Consider the following 21,091-nt stretch of genomic DNA (forward strand, 5'->3'; position numbering starts at 1 on the left):
GAACCCAGTAAGTCAGTGCTGCGCCTAGTGACACCGAGTCTGGGAAACCCCGGTGGCTCGCCCCGACTGGAAGATCAACGGAGGAACCTACAGCTTGACGTTCGCGCAGTGGCGGGCGATGAGCCCGCGCCAGCGTCAGCTCCACGACCTGCACCGGCTCGCCACCCACGCGAACCTCGTGGTCCAGGAAACACCGATGAGCGCCGCGGTGTCGCGGGTGATGATGTCCCGAATCCGCAGCAACGCGATCAAATTCAGGCCGAGCACCCGGGCCGGGCTGATGGTCAACGGCGGCGGCTACCAGGGCAAGACCGAGACCGTCTGCGAGACCGCAGCGGTCTTCGAGGAACAGTGGCTGGAGCTCCACCACCAGCTCAACCCGGATGCACTGCCCGGCACCCGCGATCTGCACGCCCCCGTCGCCTACGTCCAGACCCCGGTCACCGCGAAACCGAAGAGCACCTGCGAGGCGATCCTCGACTTCTACGGGGAGCAGCACAAGAACATGACCCTCCCGCAGCTGGTGCGCACGGTGAAGACCGCGTTGCACGAGCACGGGACCAAGGTGTTGATCCTCGACGACATCACCCGGTTGAAGATGCACCGCGAAGCCGACCAGGACGTGCTCGACCTGATCCGCAGCCTGATGAGCATGTCGGTCACCCTGGTCCTCGTCGGTGTCGGCATCCCCGCCTCCGGGCTGCTGCGCGAAGGCCGCCACGACCCGCGCACCGGCCAATGGGTGTTCCCACCCGCCGGCACCCGCGGCCGGGCCGCCGGCGACGAGGCCGCCACCCAGACCGAACGCCGTTTCGACCTGGTCGACCTCGATCCCTTCCGCTACGACACCCCCACCGACATCGACGCCTGGATCAGCCATCTGGCCGGGATCGAGAACCAGCTGCGGCTGCTGCGCGCCGAGCCCGGCATGCTCACGGCCGGGGACACGCCCGAATACCTGTTCCGCCGCGCTGGCGGCATCGTCGGCCTGCTGGAACGGCTGATCGAGGACGGCTGCACGGCAGCACTCGACAGCGGCGAGGAGCGGCTGACCTCCAACCTGTTGGACGGCGTCACGATCAACCTCGGCAACCCGCCGCGCCGCGATCCCACCGCCGGCGAGCTGCCCACCGTCCCCGGCCACCCCCGGCCGACCACCAAGACACGTCGTCGACCACGCAGCACCGTCTTCGACGACCCCGGCACTTCTTCCACCGCCTGACTGCGCCGATGAGATCTCGCCCGCTGCCCCGCAGCCTCGACCCGCTGTCCGACGAAACGCTGCCTGGCTACCTGCTGCGGCTGGCGCACCGGCTGGACCAGCCCCTTGGGCACCTGGCGGCTATCACCGGACTTCTCCTTCCCCAGCAGCAATCGTCGATCCCAGCCAGACGCCTGCTCTGGATGGACCCGGCCACCACACAGCGATTCGCCGACGCGACCCGGCTGAGCTCCCAGGAAGCCGCGGCGTTGGCCCTGGCCAACCTTGGCGGTCGCTACCCGCCACTTGACCTTGCCCCCGATATCTGGATCCGCCAGGCCAGCGGAATCACCGGACTCGTCCGCTGGGTGTTCACCCAGTCCACCCGCTACTGCCCTGACTGCCTGGCCGGAGACGGGAGCACCATCCAACAACGCCACGGCGGAGCCTGGAGGAAATCCTGGCGGGTGCCCGTTGTGTTCGCGTGCACCATCCACGAACGTCCGCTCGCCGTCCAAGCCCGTGTGCTCGACCTCCAGCCGGGCGCGGGCGGGGCACCGTGCCGCGCGGGCGGCTACGCAGGGGCCGTTCGGGGTGATCTCGCTCGGAGCGAGTAGAGGATCGGGAGGTAGGTGTCGCCGAACGGGAACCGACGGGTGCCGTCGGGTCCTTCGGGCAGGATGCGACTTCCGGGGAATTCGGCCTCGGTGTGCTCGCCGAGCCGGTCGATGATCAGTCCCGATCCGGCGGCCGCTGTCACGATCTCGCCCACCGAGTGCGGGTACTGGACCACCTCCTGTGCGGTCATCGGCAGGTCCGGGTCCGCATACGTGCCCGTGACGACCTCACGCTGGGGCTCCCCTCCACCGTAGGGCCAGTCGGCCACGAGCGGCTCATAGGTGGCCAGGGTCTGGTAGGCGGGATGCAGGTCGACCAGCACCAGCCTTCCTCCCGGCCGCAGCGCCATCGCCGCACCACGCATCCACGCGTCAAGGTCCCCGATCCAGCACAGCACCCCGTAGGTGGCGATCACCAGATCGAACCTGCCCGCCAAGCCGGACGGTAGATTCTGCGTGTCCGCCTCGACGAAATCGGCGGTCAGGCCCGCGAGCTCGGCCAGCTCGCGTGCCCGGACGATCGCCGTCGACGAGAAATCGACACCGGTGACCCTGGCACCCAGACGGGCCCAGTTGAGTGTGTCCATGCCGAAGTGGCACTGCAGATGCAGCACATCCTGGCCGGTCACATCACCGGCCAGCTCCAACTCGATCCCGTAGAGCGTCTGCCGGCCCGCCAGGAACGAATCGACGTCGTAGAGCATGTCGTTGGGGGTCGTGCCGTGTGCCTGGGCACGAGCATCCCAGAGGGCGCGGTTCGCGGCGAGCCCGTCATCGGGAGAGTTTCCGTTCATGCCCGCAGTGTGGCAGGCCGATTCGAGCGAGTGCCGACACCTGGTGGGTGTTGAGAATCGATCGATTCTCAACACCCCGCCCGAAGTCCCCCGCGCAAACTGGCAGCCCCGGAAAATCTGTCGGAAAAACATGTTGAGAACTCCGATTGTTCAACAACTCGGAGGGAGCCGTTTTCCCTACACTTTCCAGGTGTGACGACCCTCCCCGACGGCTCCGCCATCTCAGGTGATCCGTCAGGCCGCCGACGACTTCCTAGACGCCGAGCCCGCGATCCTCACCGGCGCCCTCGTCGGGTACGCCCGGGTGTCGACCAAAGACCAGCGCCTCGACCGGCAGACCGCCCAGCTGACCCGGGTCGGCTGCATCCGGATCTTCGCCGATAAGGCCTCCGGCAAGGCCGCCGACCGAGAAGAGCTCGCCAAGGCCCTGGACTACCTACGGCCCTGTTTGCCGGGACAGCCTGGTACTACGCGCGATTTCGACCCGGCTACCCTCCAGAGCTCATCGATGAGGTGGTGCGGCGCTTCCGTCTCGACGGCACCGGCCGGCTCCTCGACCTCGGCTGCGGCACCGGCCAGCTGGCTCTCCCGCTCGCCCGTCACGTCGGCGAGGCAGTCGGCGTTGACCCGGAAGCAGAGATGCTGCAGGAGGCGGCCGCGCAGGCCAGGGCCGCCGGGATCACCAACGTGACCTGGACGCTGGACCGCTCCGGCGACCTGCCAGGCAACTTCGGGCGGTTCCGGCTGGTGACGATGGGCCGCTCGTTCCACTGGATGGACCGGGACCAGGTCCTCGCCGCTCTCGCCGGCATGGTCACCGACGACGGCGGTCTGGTAATCGTCGGCGACTCCTGCCTGGTCCAGGCGAGCACCCCCTGGCAGCGCATGGTCGATGCGGTGCAACAGCGCTTCCTCGGGCCTGACCACAATCCCTCCCACGCGGCGCCCACGCAGGCCGCCGAAGGCCCCGAGTCGGTCCTCGCCCGCTCCGCGTTCCAGCATGTCGAACGCTTCACCTACGAGTTCTCCCGGCGCTGGACCATCGAACGGATCATCGGCTACCTCTACTCGACCTCGATTCCCCTGCGCCACCTTCTCGGCGACCAGCGGTCCGCCTTCGAACACACCCTCACAGACGCGCTGCAGGAACTCTCCGACGCCGACCTCGTCGAAGCCGTCACAGTCGGGGCGCTCATCGCCACCAGGACATAGCCGACAAGTAGTACTCGTTCTCGCCTACGCGATCTCCCGCCGGTGCGGGTGCACCCGCACCCGCCAAGTTGGGCTTGGATCCGCCAACTATCGCTGGGGGTCACAGCACGCTCGGGACGGCCATCAACGCCATTTCACCACACGTTCGAACACCTGTTTGATAAGGTGATCGCATGGTGGGAGCACCATTCCAGGCGTCACTGCTCGACACGGACCTGCTCGACACGGACCTGCTCGACACGGACCTGCTCGACACGGACCTGCTCGACACGGACCTGCCGCACGTGGATCTGCTCAACCCCGCCCCGCGCGACGCTGGCTTCGCCGACGCGGGCGTATCGGGCGCGGGAGCGGCGGCGCGGGTCAGGCCGCCGGGCGCCGGGCTGCGACGGCATCGGCTGGCCGGCGGGGCGTGGGTCGACGTGCGGCGGCATTGGATCGCGGGTGCGGACTCACTGTTCGAGCGGCTGCGTGCCGAGGTCCCCTGGCGGGCCGAGCGGCGGCCGATGTACGACCGGACGATCGACGTACCCCGGCTGCTCCGCTTCTACGACCAGGGCCAGCCGCTTCCCGATCCGGTCCTGGACGCGGCCCGGCAGGCCCTCGACGAGCATTACGTGGCGGAGCTCGGCGAGCGGTTCACGACCGTCGGGCTGGCCTTCTACCGCGACGGCCGCGACAGCGTCGCCTGGCACGGCGACCGGACCGGCCGCGGCTCCACCGAGGACACGATGGTCGCGATCCTGATACTCGGCGCCCCGCGGGCACTCCTGCTACGCCCCCGCGCAGGCGGCCCCGCCGACCCCCGCTGGGTTACGCGCCCGGGCGGCAGGGGCACTGGCGCCTATCCCCGCCCCGGCGGCACGGAGGCCGGCGGGACGACGCCGATCCGGCACGAGCTCGGCCACGGCGACCTGCTCGTCATGGGCGGCAGCTGCCAGCGCACCTGGGAGCACGCCGTCCCCAAGACGGCCCGACCCGTCGGCCCCCGCATCAGCGTCCAGTTCCGCCCCCGAAACGTCCGCTAGTGCGCTGGCCACCTACGTTCGCCGAGGTGGGTTGCGATGATCGAGTTGCCGCTGCCTGGGTGTCTGGGTGTGCACTCTCGGTACCGGTTCAGTCGCGGATGACGTCGTCGACAGAGGTGGCGGTGATCGCGCGGCGGAGCCAGGTATCGAGCCGGTCCAGGTCGCCGCAGGCGAGGATCCGCTCGCGGGCGGCGTCGGACACGGGCACGCCGCGCTCTTCCAGCACAGCCAGCACCGAGCGACTCCTCTCGTCAGCTCGCGACCGGGCGTCGAGCTCACGGTAGTAGTCGCTGTAGAACCTGTGGCCATCGGTCTTGACCATGTAGGCCTCCCAACGTGCTCGGGCATCCGGCGGCAGCCCGGCGCGAACTATGTCATCGTACGAGGTCCCGGTCTCGGTGCTAACCGTTTCCAGCGCCGCCGCCAGTGCGGGGAAGAGGTCATCGATGTCGGCATCCCCGCCGTGGCAGATCACCGAGAACACCGCGAACACCGGGTCCGTCCTGGCCTCCTCGACATCGACGACCCGCGGCACGTCGAGCGGTGAGAAGATAATAGGCCGCAGCGGCACGGAGCGGTCCTCAGGGTCGAACAGCTTCTTGTAGCGCGCAGCGACCGCAGGGTCGGAACAATAGACCAGCAGCACCGTCCTGACCCGCAGCCTGACGGTCATGTGTGCCACATAGAGCAGCCAGATCCACTGTTTCTCCGGGTCCCAGCGACGCTGCACCTCGAGCACGACGCCCAGCTCCGCGCTGCCGTTGGGATGGCGGAACAGCTGTGCCCCGTCGGCATGGTAGGTGCGGGGCGCCATCATCCGCATCGCCGTTCCCGGCTCGATGACATCTCGAGACTCGGGAGCCGGGTGCCGGGTGCCCGAATCTCGGCAGCAGCTTGACCACCACGTCCGGGCCCATGGTGGCCATCTCGATCGGCGCTTCATGCGCCCCGCTCGGCATGCCGCCAACCATACGGAACTCGACCAGCATGCGACAAATCGGCCAGCGGTTGACGCTTTATTCTGGCGTTTTTCCTCCACCAACCCGCCGGCCTGCGGGAAGACCACCGGAAGGGTCCTCTAATACCCGCCGAGAGCAAGGGAGGTTCGAGTGCAGTATCCATCGCGACCGAAAAGCGAAAACAAGCGCTCGAAAACGCGAGACGAGCGCTTGTTGAGCGCTCTTCCGGGACTTTGGCGTCAGTTGACGTCGACGGTTGACCCACCGGACTCAGCGGAGCTGTTCCCACGGGTTCGGCCCGATGCCGGCGCACCGCCGCCCACCCGGCCGGGCGGTCCCGGACGGCTACCAGGGAACGGCGCCGTTTCGGTCGAAGAAGAGCGCGGGGGCGGTCGCCGCGGTGCAGGCCTCGACGATGGCGTCGGTGCCTTCGGTGACGGTCTGGTGGCCGCTGAAGCCGTTGAGACCGGTCGCGGTGTAGCCGGGGTCGACGACGCGGACGTCGATGTCGGAGAGCGACTTCGCGTACATCGTCGCGACCATGTTCAGCGCCGCCTTGGACGACGGGTAGACGAGGCCGTGCAGGGTCGACTCGAGCCGGTCCGGGTCCGTCGTGATCCCGAACGAGCCCATGCCGCTGGACACCATGACCAGCCGGGGCGCCGCCGACTCGCGCAGCAGCGGCAGGAAGGCGTGCGTCATCCGGACCGGGCCGAGCAGGTTGACGCCGAAGACCGCGAGAAAGTCGGCCGGCACCGTCTCAGCCGGCGGCTTGCGGGCGCCGGCGAGACCGGCGTTGTTGACCAGGACATCCAGCCCGGTGCCCGCGTCGCGGACGGCGGCGAGGGCCACGGCGACGGAGTCGTCGACGGTGACGTCGAGCGGCAGGGCCCGGACGTCGGCGCCGGGCTGGTCGGCGGCGATCGACGCCGCCGCCTTCTCGCCGAGGTCGGCGTCGCGGGAGCCGAGCCAGACGGTCCAGCCGAGGGTGGCGAGGCGGCGGGTGGTCTCCAGGCCGAGGCCCTTGTTGGCCCCGGTGATCAGCGCGGTTGTCATGGGACCAGCATCCGGCGGCCGCGCGGTGGGCAGGAGGGCCGCGCGGTCGTGGGACCGGCGGTACCACCTTCATCCCGTCCACGGCCGGCCTCACCGCGCCGCGCGGGAGCATGCTGGGAGCGTGACTGTCGACCGTGCCGGGCTGGCCGCGGCGATCCGGCGCGCGAGGGAGCGGGTCGGCCCGGAGGACGTCGGACTGCCCGCCGGGCCGCGGGCGTCCCGGCGGGTCGCCGGGCTGCGCCGCGAGGAGCTCGCCCTGCTCGCCGGGATCAGCGTCGATTACCTCGTCCGGCTGGAGCAGGGCCGCGGGCCGCGGCCCTCGACGCAGGTCCTGCAGGCGCTCGCGCGGGCGCTGCGCCTCGACACCGCGGGCCGTGACGAGCTGCTCCACCTCGCCGGGTGGGCACCGCCCGCGCCGGGGATGATCGAGATGCATGTCCGGCCGAGCGTGCTGCGCCTCATCGACCGGTTCGTCGACCTGCCGACGGTCGTGGTGAGCGCCAAGGGTGACGTGCTGGCCTGGAACGCCATGGCCAGTGCCCTGCATGGCGACTGGTCGGCCGTCCCGCCGGAGTGGCGCAACATCAACCTGCTGCGGTTCCTGCCCGGCCCGGAGCTCGACGCCCGCCGCAGCCGCGTCGGGGAGACGGAGGAGGAGCGGGAGTCGACCGCGGCGCAGGCGGTCGCCGCGTTGCGCTCCGCCGCGGCCCGGTACCCCCGGGACCCGGGCCTGGCGGAGCTGCTCGCGCGGCTGCGCGCCGGCTCGGCCGACTTCCGCCGCCTCTGGGCCAGCGGGCAGGCCGGCGGCTGGCGCAGCCACCGCAAGACCGTCGTCCACCCGTCGCTTGGCCCGCTGACGCTGGACTGCGACGCGCTGCACGTCCCCGACGTCGACCAGTCCGTCGTCGTCTACTCCGCGCCGCCCGGCACCCCCGAGGCCGACGCTCTCGCCCTCCTACGCGTCGTCGGCACCCAGCGGCTCACTTCCGACCCCGAGGCCACGCCGGCCGCCAGTGGCCTACACCCCGGGCCCGCGGAAGCGTGAGAGTGCGTGGGCCAGTGGTGGGCCGTGGCCGCGGGAGCAAAAGCACCTAGCCGGCGGAAACGGCGCCGCTGCTAAGTTGCCGACCATGGCTCCCCTGTCACGGCGCTCCCCCGCCGCCGGGCCGAACCTAGGACCCACCGTCGTCGGCTTGCGCGAGGCCGTCTCCGACGCGACCTACGCCCGGGGCTCGTCGTACGCGCTGCGCGGCAACGTCGTCGACATCCGCTGGGACGAGGCCGCGGGTGAGCTGCTCGGCCGGGTGCGCGGCAGCGGGCTGAGGCCCTACTCGACGATAGTCCGGTTCGAGGGCGACGGGGCGTCGCGCCGCTTCGGCACGGGCCTCTGTTCCTGCCCGGTGGGTGCCGACTGCAAGCACGTCGTCGCGCTGGTTCTGGCCGCCGGCGGCGACCAGGCCGGCGGCGGCCCGGCCGCGTCGGCATCCTCCGCCGCGCGGGCGGCCACGCAGGCGCTGGAGACGCTGGCCGCGGCGGCACGGCGGGCGGGCACTGTCTCCGTGGGCGTGAACGCCGCACGGCCGGGCACCGCCAGGAAGCAGCCGGGCGCCGCCGCGACGCAAAGGCCCGCACGACGGGCCGCGGCGCCGCCCTCCTGGGAGCGGTCCCTCGGCGAGCTCCTCGAGCTCAAGGCGGACGACGACCCGCACGCCCGGCACGGCGCCGGGTGGACGCCGCCGCCGCTCGCCGGAGCGACACCGCTCGCCGTGGAGCTGAGCCTCGTGTCGGACGCCGGTGCGGACCCTCGGGTGACCGCGCGGCTCGTCAGGCAGGGCAGGACCGGCTGGGTGAACGCCGTCAGCTGGGACCAGCTGACCGCCTGGCACCATGTCACCGACTACGCCCCGGCCCACGTCCAGCTGCTGCGGGAGATGTTCGCGCTGTCCAGGGCGCGGCAGTCGTCGTACCCCTACGGCTACCGCCAGGGTGACGGCAGGCGGCTCGACCTGTCGACGTTCGACAGCAGGGCGCTGTGGGCGCTGCTGGACGAGGCCGAGACGGTCGGGCTGCGGTTCGTCCACGGCCGCAAGAAACTGGGCGACGTCGCGCCCTACCGTCACGGCGAGCTGGTCCTCGACGTCACCCGCGAGCCGAGCAGCGACGACGGCCGCGGTGGTGGTGACGGCGGCGGACCGGGGGCGCTGACGATCGTCCCCGTGCTGCGCCTCGACGGCGAGCTCGCCCCTCAGCTGGCGCCGTTCTGCTTCATCGGCGAGAACGGCCACGGGGTCGTCTACGTCGACCGGGCGGAAGCCCGCGCGACCGATGACCGCCGCGACTGGCACATCCACCTCGCCCGCCTCGCCGAGCCCGTCGCACCGCCATTGCGGCGGATGACGCTCGAGGGCCGGCGGCTGGTCGTGCCGGCGGCCGGGCAGGGACGGTTCCTCGCCGAGTTCTACCCGCGTCTGCGCCGCCTGGCGCCCGTCGTCTCCAGCGACGGCTCGTTCGACGTGCCCGAGGTGTCCCCGCCCACGCTGGTGCTGCGGGCGGCCTACGGCGACGACCACGACCTCGACCTGTTCTGGGAGTGGGCGTACGAGATCGGCGGCGAGGAGGTCCGCGCCCCGCTGCTGCCCGCCGGTCCGCCCGGCGGCACGGCGGCTGAGGGCGACCTGGCGGCGGGGGCACTGGCCGGGCCGCGGGATGTCCGCGCCGAGCAGCGGGTGCTCGCCGCGCTCGACCTGCCGCCCGCCGCCGCCGAACTGCTGGCCGCGGCCACGGAGGCCGCCGAGGCGGAGCGGTTCCTGGCCGGGCCCGGCGACGCGCCCGGGGTGGCCGGCCAGTCGTCGCTGCCGGCGCCAGGGACCGCCCGGCTGCGCGGGGCCGAGACGATGCGGGTGACGACGGAGGTGCTCCCGCTGCTGGCGGGACGGCCGGGGCTGCGGGTCGAGGTCGAGGGCGAGGCGGCCGACTACCGGGAGGCCGGTGACAGCCTGCGCATCGCGCTGTCCGTCGACGACGTCGAGGGCGACAACGACTGGTTCGACCTGGGCGTCACCATCACCGTCGAGGGCCGCCAGGTCAGCTTCCGCGACCTGTTCGTCGCGCTGGACCGGGGTGACGAGTACCTGCTGCTGCCCGACGGCGCCTACTTCAGCCTGGAGAAGCCAGAGCTCGCGGCGCTGCGCCGGCTCATCGAGGAGGCCAGGGCGCTCGGGGACTGGTCGGGCGAGAGCCCGCGGATCAGCCGGTTCCAGGCCGGCCTGTGGGAGGAGCTGGCCACGCTCGGCGTCGTCGAGCGGCAGGCCGCCGCCTGGCGCGAGCAGGTCGGCGGGCTGCTCGCGGTCACGGCGCCGCGCGCGGACCTCGCGGCGCCGGCGGCGCTGGCCGCGACGCTGCGCCCGTACCAGCTCGATGGCTTCCGGTGGCTGGCGTTCCTCTGGGAGAACCGGCTGGGTGGGATCCTGGCCGACGACATGGGGCTCGGCAAGACCCTGCAGACCCTCGCCCTCATCTGCCACGCCCGCGAGACCGCCACCGCCGCCGCCACTACCGGTGCCACCACAGGCGGTGCCACCACCACCTCTGCCGCCGCGGCGACGCCCGCCGACGCCCCGGAGGGCGCCGACGCCAGTTCCAGCACCGAGGACGGGCCGCACCCGGCGGCCGGGCCGGCCCAGACGTTCGCGCCGTTCCTCGTCGTCGCGCCGACGAGCGTCGTGGCCAACTGGGCGACGGAGGCGCGCCGGTTCGCGCCGGACCTGCGGGCCGTCACCATCGTCGACACGGCGAAGCGTCGCGGCGCCGCGCTGCGCGACGTCGCGGCCGGCGCTGACATCGTCGTCACGTCCTACACACTGTTCCGCCTCGAGATCGACGACTACGCGACGCTCGACTGGTCGGCCCTGGTGCTCGACGAGGCGCAGATGGTGAAGAACCACCAGTCCAAGGCCTACCAGTGCGCCCGGCGGCTGCCCGCGCCGTTCAAGCTCGCGATCACCGGCACGCCGATGGAAAACAACCTGATGGAGCTGTGGTCGCTGCTGTCGATCACAGCTCCGGGGCTGTTCCCGAATCCGGCCCGGTTCCGCGACTACTACGCCCAGCCGATCGAGCGCAGGCACGACCCGGAGCTGCTCGCCCGGCTGCGCGGGCGGATCCGGCCGCTCATGCTGCGCCGCACCAAGGAACAGGCCGCCCCCGAGCTCCCCCTGAAGCAGGAACAGGTGCTCGAGGTCGACCTGCATCCGCGCCACCGCCGGCTCTACCAGACTCACCTGCAGCGGGAGCGGCAGAAGGTCCTCGGCCTGGTCAGCGACCTGGGCCGCAACCGGTTCACGATCCTGCGCTCGCTCACCCTGCTGCGCCAGCTGAGCCTGCACGCCGGCCTCGTCGACGACGACCATGCCGACCTGCCGTCCGCCAAGATCGAGAGCCTGCTGGAGCAGCTCACCGACGTCGTCGGGGGCGGCCACCGCGCGCTCGTGTTCAGCCAGTTCACCGGCTTCCTTGGCAAGATCCGCGACCGGCTTGCCGCCGCGGGCGTCGAGTACTGCTATCTCGACGGCAAGACCCGCGACCGGGCGACGGTGGTGGAACGGTTCAAGTCCGGCGACGCGAGCGTCTTCCTCGTCAGCCTCAAGGCTGGCGGCTTCGGCCTGAACCTCACCGAGGCCGACTACTGCTTCCTGCTCGACCCGTGGTGGAACCCGGCCACCGAGGCGCAGGCCGTCGACCGCACGCATCGCATCGGTCAGACCCGCAACGTCATGGTCTACCGGCTGGTCGCCCGTGACACCATCGAGGACAAGGTGATGTCGCTGGCCGCCCGCAAGGCGCACCTGTTCACCAGCGTCATCGACGACGGCGCCGCCTTCGGCGCCACCCTCACCGAGGACGACGTCCGCCACCTCTTCGACTGAGAGACGTCGCTCAGACCGTGGCCATCGGTGTTCGGGGGGCGGGCATGCCAGCCGGGGTCGGGGCGTCCAGCGGCCAGCCGATGAGGTCGGCGTACTCGAGGAGGCGCACGCCGGCGTTGGCGCTGACGGCGCCGACGACCACGCCCTGGCGGGTGTAGACGGCGACGAACTCGAGGGACTTGGTCGAGCCTTCCGCCAGGCAGCAGGCGTCGGCCAGGCCGGGGCGGCCGACACCCTGCAGGCGGACGCCGAACTGCTCGGTCCAGAACCGGGGGGTCGGGGTGAACGCCGACGCCTGGTCGGGGCCGAGCAGCAGCGCGTCGGCGGCCGCCTGGCCATGCTCGGACGCCGTGATCCAGTGCTCGACGCGCCGAGGCGTCCAGTCGAACAGCAGGTTCGGCCAGCGAGCGACGTCGCCCGCGGCCACCACCGACGGCGCGAGCACCGGAGTGGTGCCGTCCATGTAGACCGCGTGGGTGGTCGGCCCGGTGAGCACGCCGTCGGTGACGTCCAGGCCGGAGCCCTGCAGCCAGCGCGTCGCCGGCAGCGCACCGACCGCGACGACGGCGACGTCCGCGTCGACGCGGCCGCCGTCATCCAGCCAGATGCTGACGCCGGCGCCGGACCGCGGCCGCTCCGTGAGCGAGTCCGCGGTCGCCCAGCGCACCGGGTTGCGGCCGAGCAGCAGGGCGACCTGGTTGTTCCGGTGCAGGCGCGTCATCAGGCCGCCGACCTGCTTACCAATGGCGGACGACATCAGCGCCCCGCCTCTGCCGATGACGGTGACGTCCAGGCCCCGGCCGCGGAGGCTGGACGCGATCTCGCAGCCGATGAAGCCGGTGCCGATCACGGCGATGTGCCGGGCACCGTCGGCCAGCCGCCGGCTCAGGCCGCGCGCGTCGGTCATGTCACGAAGCGTCCAGACGTGGTCGGACCAGAGGGGCGTGCCGGGGAGGTGCCGGGCCTCGACCCCGGTGGCGATCACCAGGCCGTCGTACTCGACCTCCTCGCCGCGGGCCAGCAGCAGCCGGTTGCGGGCGACGTCCAGGCCGAGTGCCCTGGTACCGAGCCGCCAGATCGCGTCCAGGTCGCTGAAGACGGGCAGCTTCAGGTCACCGAGGCGGCCCGTCCTGGCGAGCAGCTGCTTGGAGAGCGGGGTGCGGTTGTAGGGCTTGTGGGGCTCCTCGCCGACGAACACGATCTGCCCGTCGAAACCGCGCTCGCGCAGGCGCTCCGCGGCGCGCAGCCCGGCGATGCCCGCACCCGCGATGACGACGGAGTGCGGCCGCGGCCGGTGCTCGATCCTGGCCCAGCCGACGCGTGCCAGTGCGTGCGCTATGTCGGGCCTGGGCCGAGGCCTCGTCATCTCGCGCCGTTCTCGAGAGTGATCGCCTGCATGGGACACAGGCGGGCCGCCTGCCGGACGCTCGCCATCTGGTGCGACGGCGGCGACGCGTCGTAGTAGAGCCGGTGGTCATCTGCCAGCAGGAAGCTCGACGGCGCCTCCTGCTGGCAGATGGCGTAAAGATGGCAGCGGTTGTTGTCGACACTCACCACCGCCGGCTCGGACCGGCGCCGCGGGCCGCCGGGCCTTCGCCGCAGGTTGGGCTGGAACGCGGGCCGGCCAGCCTGCCGGCCCACGGCCGAGCCGCCGAGGCGGGCCAGCGGCGTGACGTCCAGTGGGCCGGTGCCCATCGCGGGACGGGGGCCGGTCCCGGCTCCCGCCGCGAGCGGGCCGGTGCGCTCCGCGGGCACCGGGAGCGAGGAACTCGGCACGACGACGCCAGGCCCGGTGTCCGACCTGGCCGGGCCCAGGCTCGGCGCCAGGCCGGCGGTCGGTACCGGCCCGGTCATCGGCGCCGGGTCGACGTGCGTGGCCTGGCTCGCGAAGGGGTACCGCGGCCCGGTGGCCGGTATGGGCATCGAGCCGGTGCCGGTGACGGGAACCGGGCCGGTGAACGGCACCGGGGCAATCGCGTCACGCGGCCAGGACGGGTGCGCCTCGTCGAAACGCGGGGGCGGCGGTGACGGGACCATGCGCCAGTCGCCGGGCGATCCCGCGGAAACGCGCCCCTCTCCCGGCGGCAGCACCGACGGCACGGGAGCCGGGCCGGTGAACGGCACCGGGGCGATCGCGTCACGCGGCCAGGACGGGTGCGACTCGTCGAAACGCGGGGGCGGCGGTGGCGGGACCATGCGCCAGTCGCCGGGCGATCCCGCGGAAACGCGCCCCTCTCCCGGCGGCAGCACCGACGGCGGCGACGGCGGCCAGGACCAGGGCGGCCCGGCCGGCCCCGACGGACCGGATCCCGGTGGCGGGGACTGCCCCGGTACCGGCGGCGACGTTGCTGACGCGGCCTGCCACTCCCCCGGTGAAGGCTCCGGAGGCAGCGACCAGGCCGGGCCCGTCACCGTGAAACCCGGGTCGGGCGGAGTGCGCGGCCCGGGCTGGCGAAGGTCCTCGCCCGGCGACGGGGGCCGCATCCACCGCGAGTCCCAGGCAGTCTGCCGGAAATCGTGAGGCTGGTTGTCGTTACCGGCGGTAGATGCCATCTTCGAATGCCTCCACGACGTCGAACCAGGGGTCGGCCTCGTCCCTGCGCCCGGCTGGCGAGAGCACTCGCAGCACGAACAGCGCCAGGGGAACGAACATCGCGGCCGCCATGGCCGCCCAGATGACACCGAAGTGCTGCTCCCGCGAAGCCCAGGCACTGTGTATCGCGATCAGGACGAATCCCGGGTACGCGAACCAGTGGAACCGGTGCCACCGCCGATAGCCGATGCGACGCTGGAACCAGATCGAGAACGCCACCAGCACGAGGACCTCAAGGCCAAGGATGCCGGGCAGGACGTCCGCCTTGGCTCCGCCCCAGACCAACCAGATCCGGCTCTCGGTGTAGTAAGCGTCGTGCCGGAAGTAGTGCACCTGGGCGTGTACCACCGACGCGGCGAGCGCCAGAATCGCCAGCATCATGTGGCCGCCGTACAGCGTCTGCCTGCGGATATGCCGCTCCGGCAGCCGGGTGATGAGGAACAGGCCCCAGATGACGGTGGCCGCCATGAAGAAAAACGCGGTGTAACCAAATATGCCGGCGATGTGACCCAGGGTCGCATCAGTGGTGACGCCTGGCCGGACCGCCGGATCCGCGGCTTGGTGCATTGCTATACCGTGCACATTGCGTGGCGATACCACATCGAGTATTGACGTCGCACGCGGCAAGGTAGCCTCCGGGCTTCTTCTCCCCCCCGGTAGTACCTCGTCTTCCCGTCGCCTTGCCGCAAAGTGTAGCAGAGCGGTGCAAGATGCTCGTATCCGACACCCCGACGTAACATGACCGGCCTGGTCCGTCGAGTTCGCCAGTGAAAGCGCCGGCGGACGATGGTGCACGCCGCCGCGCGACGGCCAGGCGATGCGTCACTCCGGTGGCGAAGAACGGTTTCGCCGTCACGGTACGTATGTGGGCATTCAATCCGATGATCTCGCGGCGGAGAGAACGACGGGTGGTCCTGATCAGTCACGCATGTCCCGACCGTGGGCCCTGGCAAGTCCGCCCCGGTCGCTGGCGGTGGACGGCCGAACCGGCGCGCGGGTATGGCGGATGTGGGCGAGATCCCGGATGGCCGAGCCGGTCACGGCCTGTGATCGATGTCCGGGGCGCGGTGCCGCGCTGACGGCGTCCGTCGCCAACGGGCAGACGGCGGCCCCGCAGCCCGGTCCGGTCGGGGGGAGGCGCCGGATCGAGCCACGGGGCCGCGTGCGCCGGGTTGGGGTCCGGCGCGGATCGGCGCGGGGCAGGCCGATGTCAGGGCGGCGTGGAGCTATGCCTCGTCGGCCGGTGTGGCCGGGGAGACGGCAGCGGCCGGGGACTCGGCAGCAGCTGGAGAGGCGGCAGCAGCTGGAGAGGCCGCGGCGGCTTCGGCGGGCGGGGAGGCATCGGCGGGCGGGGAGGCATCGTCGGCGGGCTTTGCCCAGGTGGGCTGCTCGTCGGCGGGCGGCCGCGCCTGGGCGGGGGTCTTCGACGCGGGCGTGGTGTCGCGCAGCTTGCCCTTGGCGATGTGCAGCCGCCGCTGCGCCCGGGCCGCGACCTGGGAGTCGTGGGTGACGATCACCAGGGTGAGGCCCTGGTCCCGCCACAGGCCCTCGAGCAGCGCGATGATCTCGTCGCGTGTCTCCTCGTCGAGGTTCCCGGTCGGCTCGTCGGCGAGCAGCACCTTCGGGTCCTTCACCAGGGCGCGGGCGATCGCCACCCGCTGCTGCTGGCCGCCGGACAGCTCGGCGGGCCGGTGACCGATCCGGTCCGCGAGCCCCACCGAGGCGAGCGCCGCGGTGGCACGCTCGCGGCGCTGTGCCTTGGGTACGCCCAGCGGGACCAGTGCGGCCTCGACGTTCTCCAGTGCCGTCAGCGTCGCGATGAGGTTGAAGCTCTGGAACACGATGCCCACGTTGCTGGCCCGCAGCTTCGTCAGCCGCGAGTTGGACGACTTGGCCAGGTCCTCGTCGCCGAGCAGGACCGAGCCGGAGGTGGGTCGGTCCAGCGCGCCGAGCATCTGCAGCAGCGTCGACTTGCCGCCGCCCGTCGGGCCCTGGACCGCGACCATCTGCCCGTCGGGGATGTTCAGGTCGATGCCCTGCAGGGCGTTGACCGCCTTCTTGCCGTTCAAGTACGTCTTCGTGACGCCGGTAAGTGTGTACATGATCGTCTGTTTGTCTCTTCCGTCGCGCCGAGAGAACTGGTCGAGAAGGTGGCTGGCGCCGCGCTGATGCGCCGTCACCAGCGGGTCGAGGCCGCCGCCGGTCGACGCCGCCGTCAGTCGAGGCTGCGCAGCGCGGCCGCGGGGCGCAGGCGGGAGGCGCGCCAGCCGCCGAACATCCCGGCGAGCAGGCCGCCGACGAGCGCCAGGCCGATGCCGAGTCCGATGACCGACCAGTGCACGGGCGCGTGCAGCAGGACGTCGACCGTGCTGCTCGCGGTCCGCCGAGCGCCGCCGCCACCACCGGTGCCGGCGCCGCCAGCGCCATACCCGCCACCGCCACCGCCGAACGGGCCGCCGCCCTCCGCGCCGCCGTCGAAGGCCGCCCCCCGGGCCACGCTGAACGCGCCCGAGCTGGTCGTGCCGGCAAGCTTGATGTGCGACGAGTTGATCGCCCAGATCCCGATCAGGCCCGCCCCCAGACCGACGAGGCCACCGATCGCACCCTGCACGAGCGACTCGACGCCGACCTGGCGGACGATCCGGCCGTTGCTCCAGCCGATCGCCTTCAGGGTGCCGAAGTCCCGGGTGCGCCGGGTGACCCCGGAGATGGTGAACAGGATCGCGAGCACGAACGCGGCCGCGAGAACGGCGATCGACAGCCACTTGCCGAGCTTGCTCACCAGCGACGACGCGCTCGACAGCGAGCCGGAGATGCCGTTGGCCAGGTCGGACTGCGTCTGCACGGTGGCGTCCGGCAGCACCTTCTTGATCGCGGCGGCGGCGGTGTCGACGGAGCCGGAGGAGCTCGCCTGGACGTAGAGGTTGGTCACCTGGCCGGACAGGTCGGCGAGGCTCTGGGCGACGCCGAGGGGCAGGTAGACGTCGGACAGCGACGTGCCGGACGTGCCGGAGTCGAGCAGGCCGACGATCTTCATCGCCGTGCCCTTGACCGTCACGGTGCCGCCGACGGCGAGCTTGTTCGTGTCCGCGTAGCTCTTGGACAGCAACGCGACGTTGGCCTTCGCGTCCGCGGCGGTGAAGGCGCGGCCGCCGCTGACGACCTCGGCGCCCGACAGCGGCCCGAGGGCGGTGGCGCCGGGCTGGACACCCTCGACGGTGAGGCTGTTGACGTTGAAGTCGCCGCCGCCGAAGCCGGTGAAGCCCTGCGGGCCGGTGACGCCTCCGCCGCGCTGGGCACGGAACTGCTGGCGCAGGTCGTCGAGGTTCTGCCCCGAGACCTGGCCGCTGAAGTTGGTCTGGCGCAGCATCAGCGTCGCCGTCACGTCGGCGACGCCCTGCGTCGAGCGCACCGAGTTGACCGAGGCGTCCTTGATCGCGGCCGAGCCGGGAGCGAGGCGCAGGTTGTCCGAGGACACGTTGGTGTTGGCGTCGGAGGAGGTGCTGCCAGGGGCCTGCCCGCCGAACGTGAACTGCTCGCCCCCGCCCTGCCCTGGCTGCGCGGACTGGGTGACCGTGATGTCGGTGCCGACGCCGTAGATCGAGTCGAGCACGCTCGACTGCGCGTTGCGCACCCCCGAGGAGGCGGCGGTGACGGCGAGGATGAGGGCGACTGCGAGCGCGAGGCCGACCGCCACGATCGCGGTCTGCCGGAGTCGCCCCCTGAGCTCGCGGCGGACGTACGTCAACAGCATGGGTCTCCCTGCGGTCCAGGTGGGGGTCCGGATAGGGCCTTGGCCGGACCCGCGGGGATCGCGGACGGGTCGGGCGTGTGAGCCGTCCGGGACACTAGGAAGCCCTGCTGTGTGACTGCTTAAGTACGGCTCATCCCCCGTTAAGGGGGGTCAGCGTTGCCGATCGGTTGTGTCCCCGGCGCGCTGACGGACATCAGAGCTCCCGGTGACGCCGCCACGGGGCCGGCGGGATACGCCGGGTTACGGCTCGACGGTGAGCGACAGGATGCGCGCGTCGCTGGCCGGCGGCCCGTCGTAGCCGCCATCCGCGCCGGGAGCGACGAGGTCGTCGAGGACGTCGAACCCGTCGACGACCCGGCCGACGGGGGTGTAGCGGTCGGCCATCTCCTCCCGGCCCTCCTGGCTCGGGTTGGCGTAGCTGATGACAAACTGGGCGCCGTTCGCGCCGGACGAGCCGTGGACGACCGCGATCACGCCTCGGCGGAAGTCACTGGGAGGGTGCTCCGCGTCGTAGGCGAAGCCCGGCGCGCCCGACCCGGTTCCCGTCGGGTCGCCGCACTGGAGGATGTAGTAGGCCTGGTTCGGCCCGTCCGTCTGGCGGGGGCAGAGGCTGTTGTCGTAGTAGCCCTCGCCGGCGAGATGCCGCAGCGCGTAGACGGCGCACGGGGCGAGCGCCGCGTCGAGCTCCGCGGTGATGATGCCGCCGTTGGTCTGGATGGTCATCGTCGCGGTGCCGGTCGGCAGGTGCCCGACCGACGGCGGGATGGGCGCGGCGGGGCCGCGCGCGTCTGTGGCGACGTACCGGCACGGCCCCGCGGAGCTCACGGCGCCGGGTCCGTCCGCGGTCTTCGGCCCGGCCTGTGGCGTCGCGCCGTCCCCTGGGGAGACGGGGTTCGTGCTTACCGGGGCGGTTGGCCCCTGCTGCGTGTGCGTCGAGCTGGGCGTCCCGCCGTCGTCGTCATGGGTGAAGAGCCGCAGGGCCACCAGCGAGACGGCTACCAGCACCAACACCACCACGACCGCCACCACCGCGACGAAACCCGCGCCGACCAGGCCGTGGCGAGGGCGTCGCCAGACGCCGCCCGAGGCCCGAGGACCACCCGACGCGGGCACGCCCGTCGGCAGGCGATGCGGCCCGGAGGGAGGGCTGCTCGGCCCACGCCCGCCCGGCCCGTGCCCGCCCGGCCCGCGCTGCGCCGGGGCCAACGGGGACGACGGGGGGCCGGACGTCGGGGGCGGGCCCAGCGGACCCCGCGCGCCCGGCGGCAGCGGCATCCCCGTCCGCACGGGCGGCTGCGGTAGCGGTGGAGCACCCGTCTGCGGTGGGGCACCGGTCGGCACCGGCCCCGCGGCCGATAGCGGAGCCGCCGGCCGGCCGAGGACCGGCAGAGGACCCACCGGCGGGCCGACCGGAGGCGGCCACTGACGGGCGGGCCAGGGCGCGAGACCGGGTGCCAGACCGGGGCCGGGAGCCTGGCCAGGGCCGGGAGCGGGCCGAGAGGCGGGCACGGGTCCTGGTGGCGCGGCGGGAGCCATCGGTGCCGCCGGCGGCGCGGCGGGCGTGGGGCGCGCCGGGCCGGCGGCCGCGGGCGCCGGCGCCACCACCGGCGGAGGCAGGTAGGTACGGATCGGCCAGTGTCGATCGAGCACGAGCAGCACGCCGCGGGCCAGATCCGCGTCCGTCTCGGGTGTCCAGCCCCGCTCCCCGTCGCCCGCGGCGCCGGCGTCCGCGAGGACGTCGCCAGCGGCCGGGCCGCCCGTGCGCGCGGGGCTGGCGCTGGCCCAGTCCGGGCCGAGGACGAGCGCCAGCAGCCGGCGCAGCAGTTCGGCCGCGTCCGGGCGGGCCGCCGGATCCTTGCGCAGCGTCTCGTCCACCAGCCCGGCGAGGTCGTCCGGGATCCCGGCCAGGTTCGGCGGGTCGTGGCGCACCCGGAACAGCACCGCGTCGGTTGGGCCGGCGCCGAAGGGGGTGCGCCCGGTCGCCGCGTAGGCCACGGTGCAGCCCCAGGCGAACACGTCGGCGGGCGGCCCGACGACGTCGATGCCGTTGAGCTGCTCGGGGCTCATGTAGCCGGGGGTGCCGACCGGGGTGCCCACCCGGGTGAGGACGGTGACGTCGGTGGCGAGCGCGATCCCGAAGTCGACGACCTTCGGGCCGGCCTGGGTGAGCAGCACGTTGCCGGGCTTCAGGTCGCGGTGCACGACGCCGGCGCGGTGCACGGCCAGCAGCGCCTCGGCGAGCCCGACGGCCAGCGTCCGCAGCGACGGCCCGGTGACCGGGCCGTTGCGCAGGATCCAGTCGGCGAGCGTGGGCCCGGCGAGGAACTCGGTGGCGAGGTAGGGCGGGTACCAGTCGGGGTCGGCGGCGTGGACCCGGGCGGTGCACACGCCGCCCACCCGGCGCATCAGCTCGATCTCGCGGCGGAACCGGGCGCGGAACTCGGGCGCGTCGGCCAGCTCCGCGCGGATCACCTTCACCGCCACCGGCGTCTGCCCGAGTAGGCCGTAGTAGACGATGCCCATTCCGCCGGCGCCGATCCGCGCCATCAGCGTCGTCGGCCCCAGCCGCACCGGCAACGCGATGTCCTGCACGCCGACCGCTCTCCGATGCTGTCTAGACCCGCCGTTGTCCCGACCGTCGCCTCGCGCCGGCGCGGCGGCGGCCCACCGCGCCGCGCGGCGGCCCACCCGTCGGCGCCGTGCCTTCCGCCGTCGTGCCCCGGCCCCGTTCCGCGCTGTTCGTGGTCACATTACCGCCGGGGCGCCGACGCGAACCGCCCCGGAGCGCACCCGGTCCGGCACCACTGGTGTTCCCCCTCGACGGCCGTCCGGCGTTCCGGGCCGAGAGCCCGCCGGGCCGCCCTGCGGGAACACGTCTGGACCGCGGCGTCGCGCCGGCGCCCCCGTCCGGGCGGCCGAACTCCGCCACGCCCCGAGGGATGTCAACCGGCG

General features: G+C 72.5%; 15 protein-coding genes and 1 pseudogene. 7 read left to right on the top strand and 9 right to left on the bottom strand.

Annotated elements, in window-relative coordinates; all coding sequences use genetic code 11:
* Positions 1-52 precede the first annotated feature (52 nt).
* Together QOZ89_RS12290 and QOZ89_RS12295 are read left to right on the top strand one after the other, a co-directional pair.
* Positions 53-1,222 carry an AAA family ATPase gene (locus tag QOZ89_RS12290; RefSeq protein ID WP_198543315.1) on the top strand — a complete coding sequence of 390 codons (1,170 nt, stop codon included), beginning with the start codon at positions 53-55 and terminating at the stop codon, positions 1,220-1,222.
* A gap of 8 nt (positions 1,223-1,230) precedes the next feature.
* Positions 1,231-1,818 carry a TniQ family protein gene (locus QOZ89_RS12295; protein WP_071049915.1) on the top strand — a complete coding sequence of 196 codons (588 nt, stop codon included), beginning with the start codon at positions 1,231-1,233 and terminating at the stop codon, positions 1,816-1,818.
* Here the strand turns inward: QOZ89_RS12295 and QOZ89_RS12300 are convergent.
* On the bottom strand, positions 1,776-2,612 hold the full coding sequence (locus QOZ89_RS12300; protein ID WP_071049914.1) for a class I SAM-dependent methyltransferase: 837 nt from the start codon (positions 2,610-2,612) through the stop codon (positions 1,776-1,778). The two genes, QOZ89_RS12295 and QOZ89_RS12300, sit on opposite strands and share 43 nt — an antisense overlap.
* A 304-nt stretch (positions 2,613-2,916) precedes the next feature.
* Here QOZ89_RS12300 and QOZ89_RS47305 point away from each other — a divergent pair.
* The 3 genes and pseudogenes from QOZ89_RS47305 to QOZ89_RS12315 form a co-directional block, all read left to right on the top strand.
* Positions 2,917-2,997: pseudogene (locus tag QOZ89_RS47305) on the top strand (hypothetical protein); the annotation flags it as partial.
* A 59-nt stretch (positions 2,998-3,056) separates the two neighbouring features.
* A complete protein-coding gene (locus tag QOZ89_RS12310; protein WP_071049913.1) occupies positions 3,057-3,824 on the top strand; it encodes a class I SAM-dependent methyltransferase in 768 nt (255 codons plus the stop codon).
* 173 nt (positions 3,825-3,997) lie between these two features.
* Positions 3,998-4,852: an alpha-ketoglutarate-dependent dioxygenase AlkB gene (locus QOZ89_RS12315; protein ID WP_312623806.1), complete on the top strand. Its 855-nt coding sequence runs from the start codon at positions 3,998-4,000 to the stop codon at positions 4,850-4,852.
* Positions 4,853-4,940: 88 nt separating this feature from the next.
* Here the strand turns inward: QOZ89_RS12315 and QOZ89_RS12320 are convergent, their stop codons facing one another.
* Positions 4,941-5,918 (bottom strand): hypothetical protein, encoded by a 978-nt coding sequence (locus QOZ89_RS12320; protein WP_241841663.1) that lies wholly within the window; start codon positions 5,916-5,918, stop codon positions 4,941-4,943.
* 238 nt (positions 5,919-6,156) lie between these two features.
* Positions 6,157-6,867 carry an SDR family NAD(P)-dependent oxidoreductase gene (locus QOZ89_RS12325; protein ID WP_071048423.1) on the bottom strand — a complete coding sequence of 237 codons (711 nt, stop codon included), beginning with the start codon at positions 6,865-6,867 and terminating at the stop codon, positions 6,157-6,159.
* Between the two features lie 121 nt (positions 6,868-6,988).
* Between QOZ89_RS12325 and QOZ89_RS12330 the strand changes: the two genes are divergently transcribed.
* A complete protein-coding gene (locus tag QOZ89_RS12330; RefSeq protein WP_071048422.1) occupies positions 6,989-7,912 on the top strand; it encodes a helix-turn-helix domain-containing protein in 924 nt (307 codons plus the stop codon).
* 85 nt (positions 7,913-7,997) lie between these two features.
* Positions 7,998-11,792, top strand: a complete 3,795-nt coding sequence (locus QOZ89_RS12335; protein ID WP_083418513.1) for a DEAD/DEAH box helicase — start codon at positions 7,998-8,000, stop codon at positions 11,790-11,792.
* Between the two features lie 10 nt (positions 11,793-11,802).
* Here QOZ89_RS12335 and QOZ89_RS12340 read toward each other — a convergent pair whose 3' ends face one another.
* The 6 genes from QOZ89_RS12340 to QOZ89_RS12365 form a co-directional block, all read right to left on the bottom strand.
* Positions 11,803-13,158 carry an NAD(P)/FAD-dependent oxidoreductase gene (locus QOZ89_RS12340; protein ID WP_071048421.1) on the bottom strand — a complete coding sequence of 452 codons (1,356 nt, stop codon included), beginning with the start codon at positions 13,156-13,158 and terminating at the stop codon, positions 11,803-11,805.
* Positions 13,155-13,988 (bottom strand): ferredoxin, encoded by an 834-nt coding sequence (locus tag QOZ89_RS12345; protein WP_312623807.1) that lies wholly within the window; start codon positions 13,986-13,988, stop codon positions 13,155-13,157. The genes QOZ89_RS12340 and QOZ89_RS12345 overlap by 4 nt, the downstream gene beginning before the upstream one ends.
* 337 nt (positions 13,989-14,325) lie before the next feature.
* Positions 14,326-14,853 (bottom strand): ferric reductase-like transmembrane domain-containing protein, encoded by a 528-nt coding sequence (locus QOZ89_RS12350; protein WP_241841662.1) that lies wholly within the window; start codon positions 14,851-14,853, stop codon positions 14,326-14,328.
* 758 nt (positions 14,854-15,611) lie between these two features.
* Positions 15,612-16,487, bottom strand: a complete 876-nt coding sequence (locus tag QOZ89_RS12355) for an ABC transporter ATP-binding protein (RefSeq protein WP_083418516.1) — start codon at positions 16,485-16,487, stop codon at positions 15,612-15,614.
* 113 nt (positions 16,488-16,600) lie between these two features.
* Positions 16,601-18,139 carry an ABC transporter permease gene (locus tag QOZ89_RS12360; protein WP_071048418.1) on the bottom strand — a complete coding sequence of 513 codons (1,539 nt, stop codon included), beginning with the start codon at positions 18,137-18,139 and terminating at the stop codon, positions 16,601-16,603.
* Between the two features lie 240 nt (positions 18,140-18,379).
* Entirely contained in the window at positions 18,380-20,731 is a 2,352-nt protein-coding gene (locus QOZ89_RS12365; protein WP_312623808.1) for a protein kinase domain-containing protein, read from the bottom strand.
* Between the last annotated feature and the right edge of the window lie 360 nt (positions 20,732-21,091).

This window comes from Pseudofrankia coriaricola, assembly GCF_032027725.1.
In the GTDB taxonomy this organism is placed as follows: Bacteria; Actinomycetota; Actinomycetes; order Frankiales; family Frankiaceae; genus Pseudofrankia.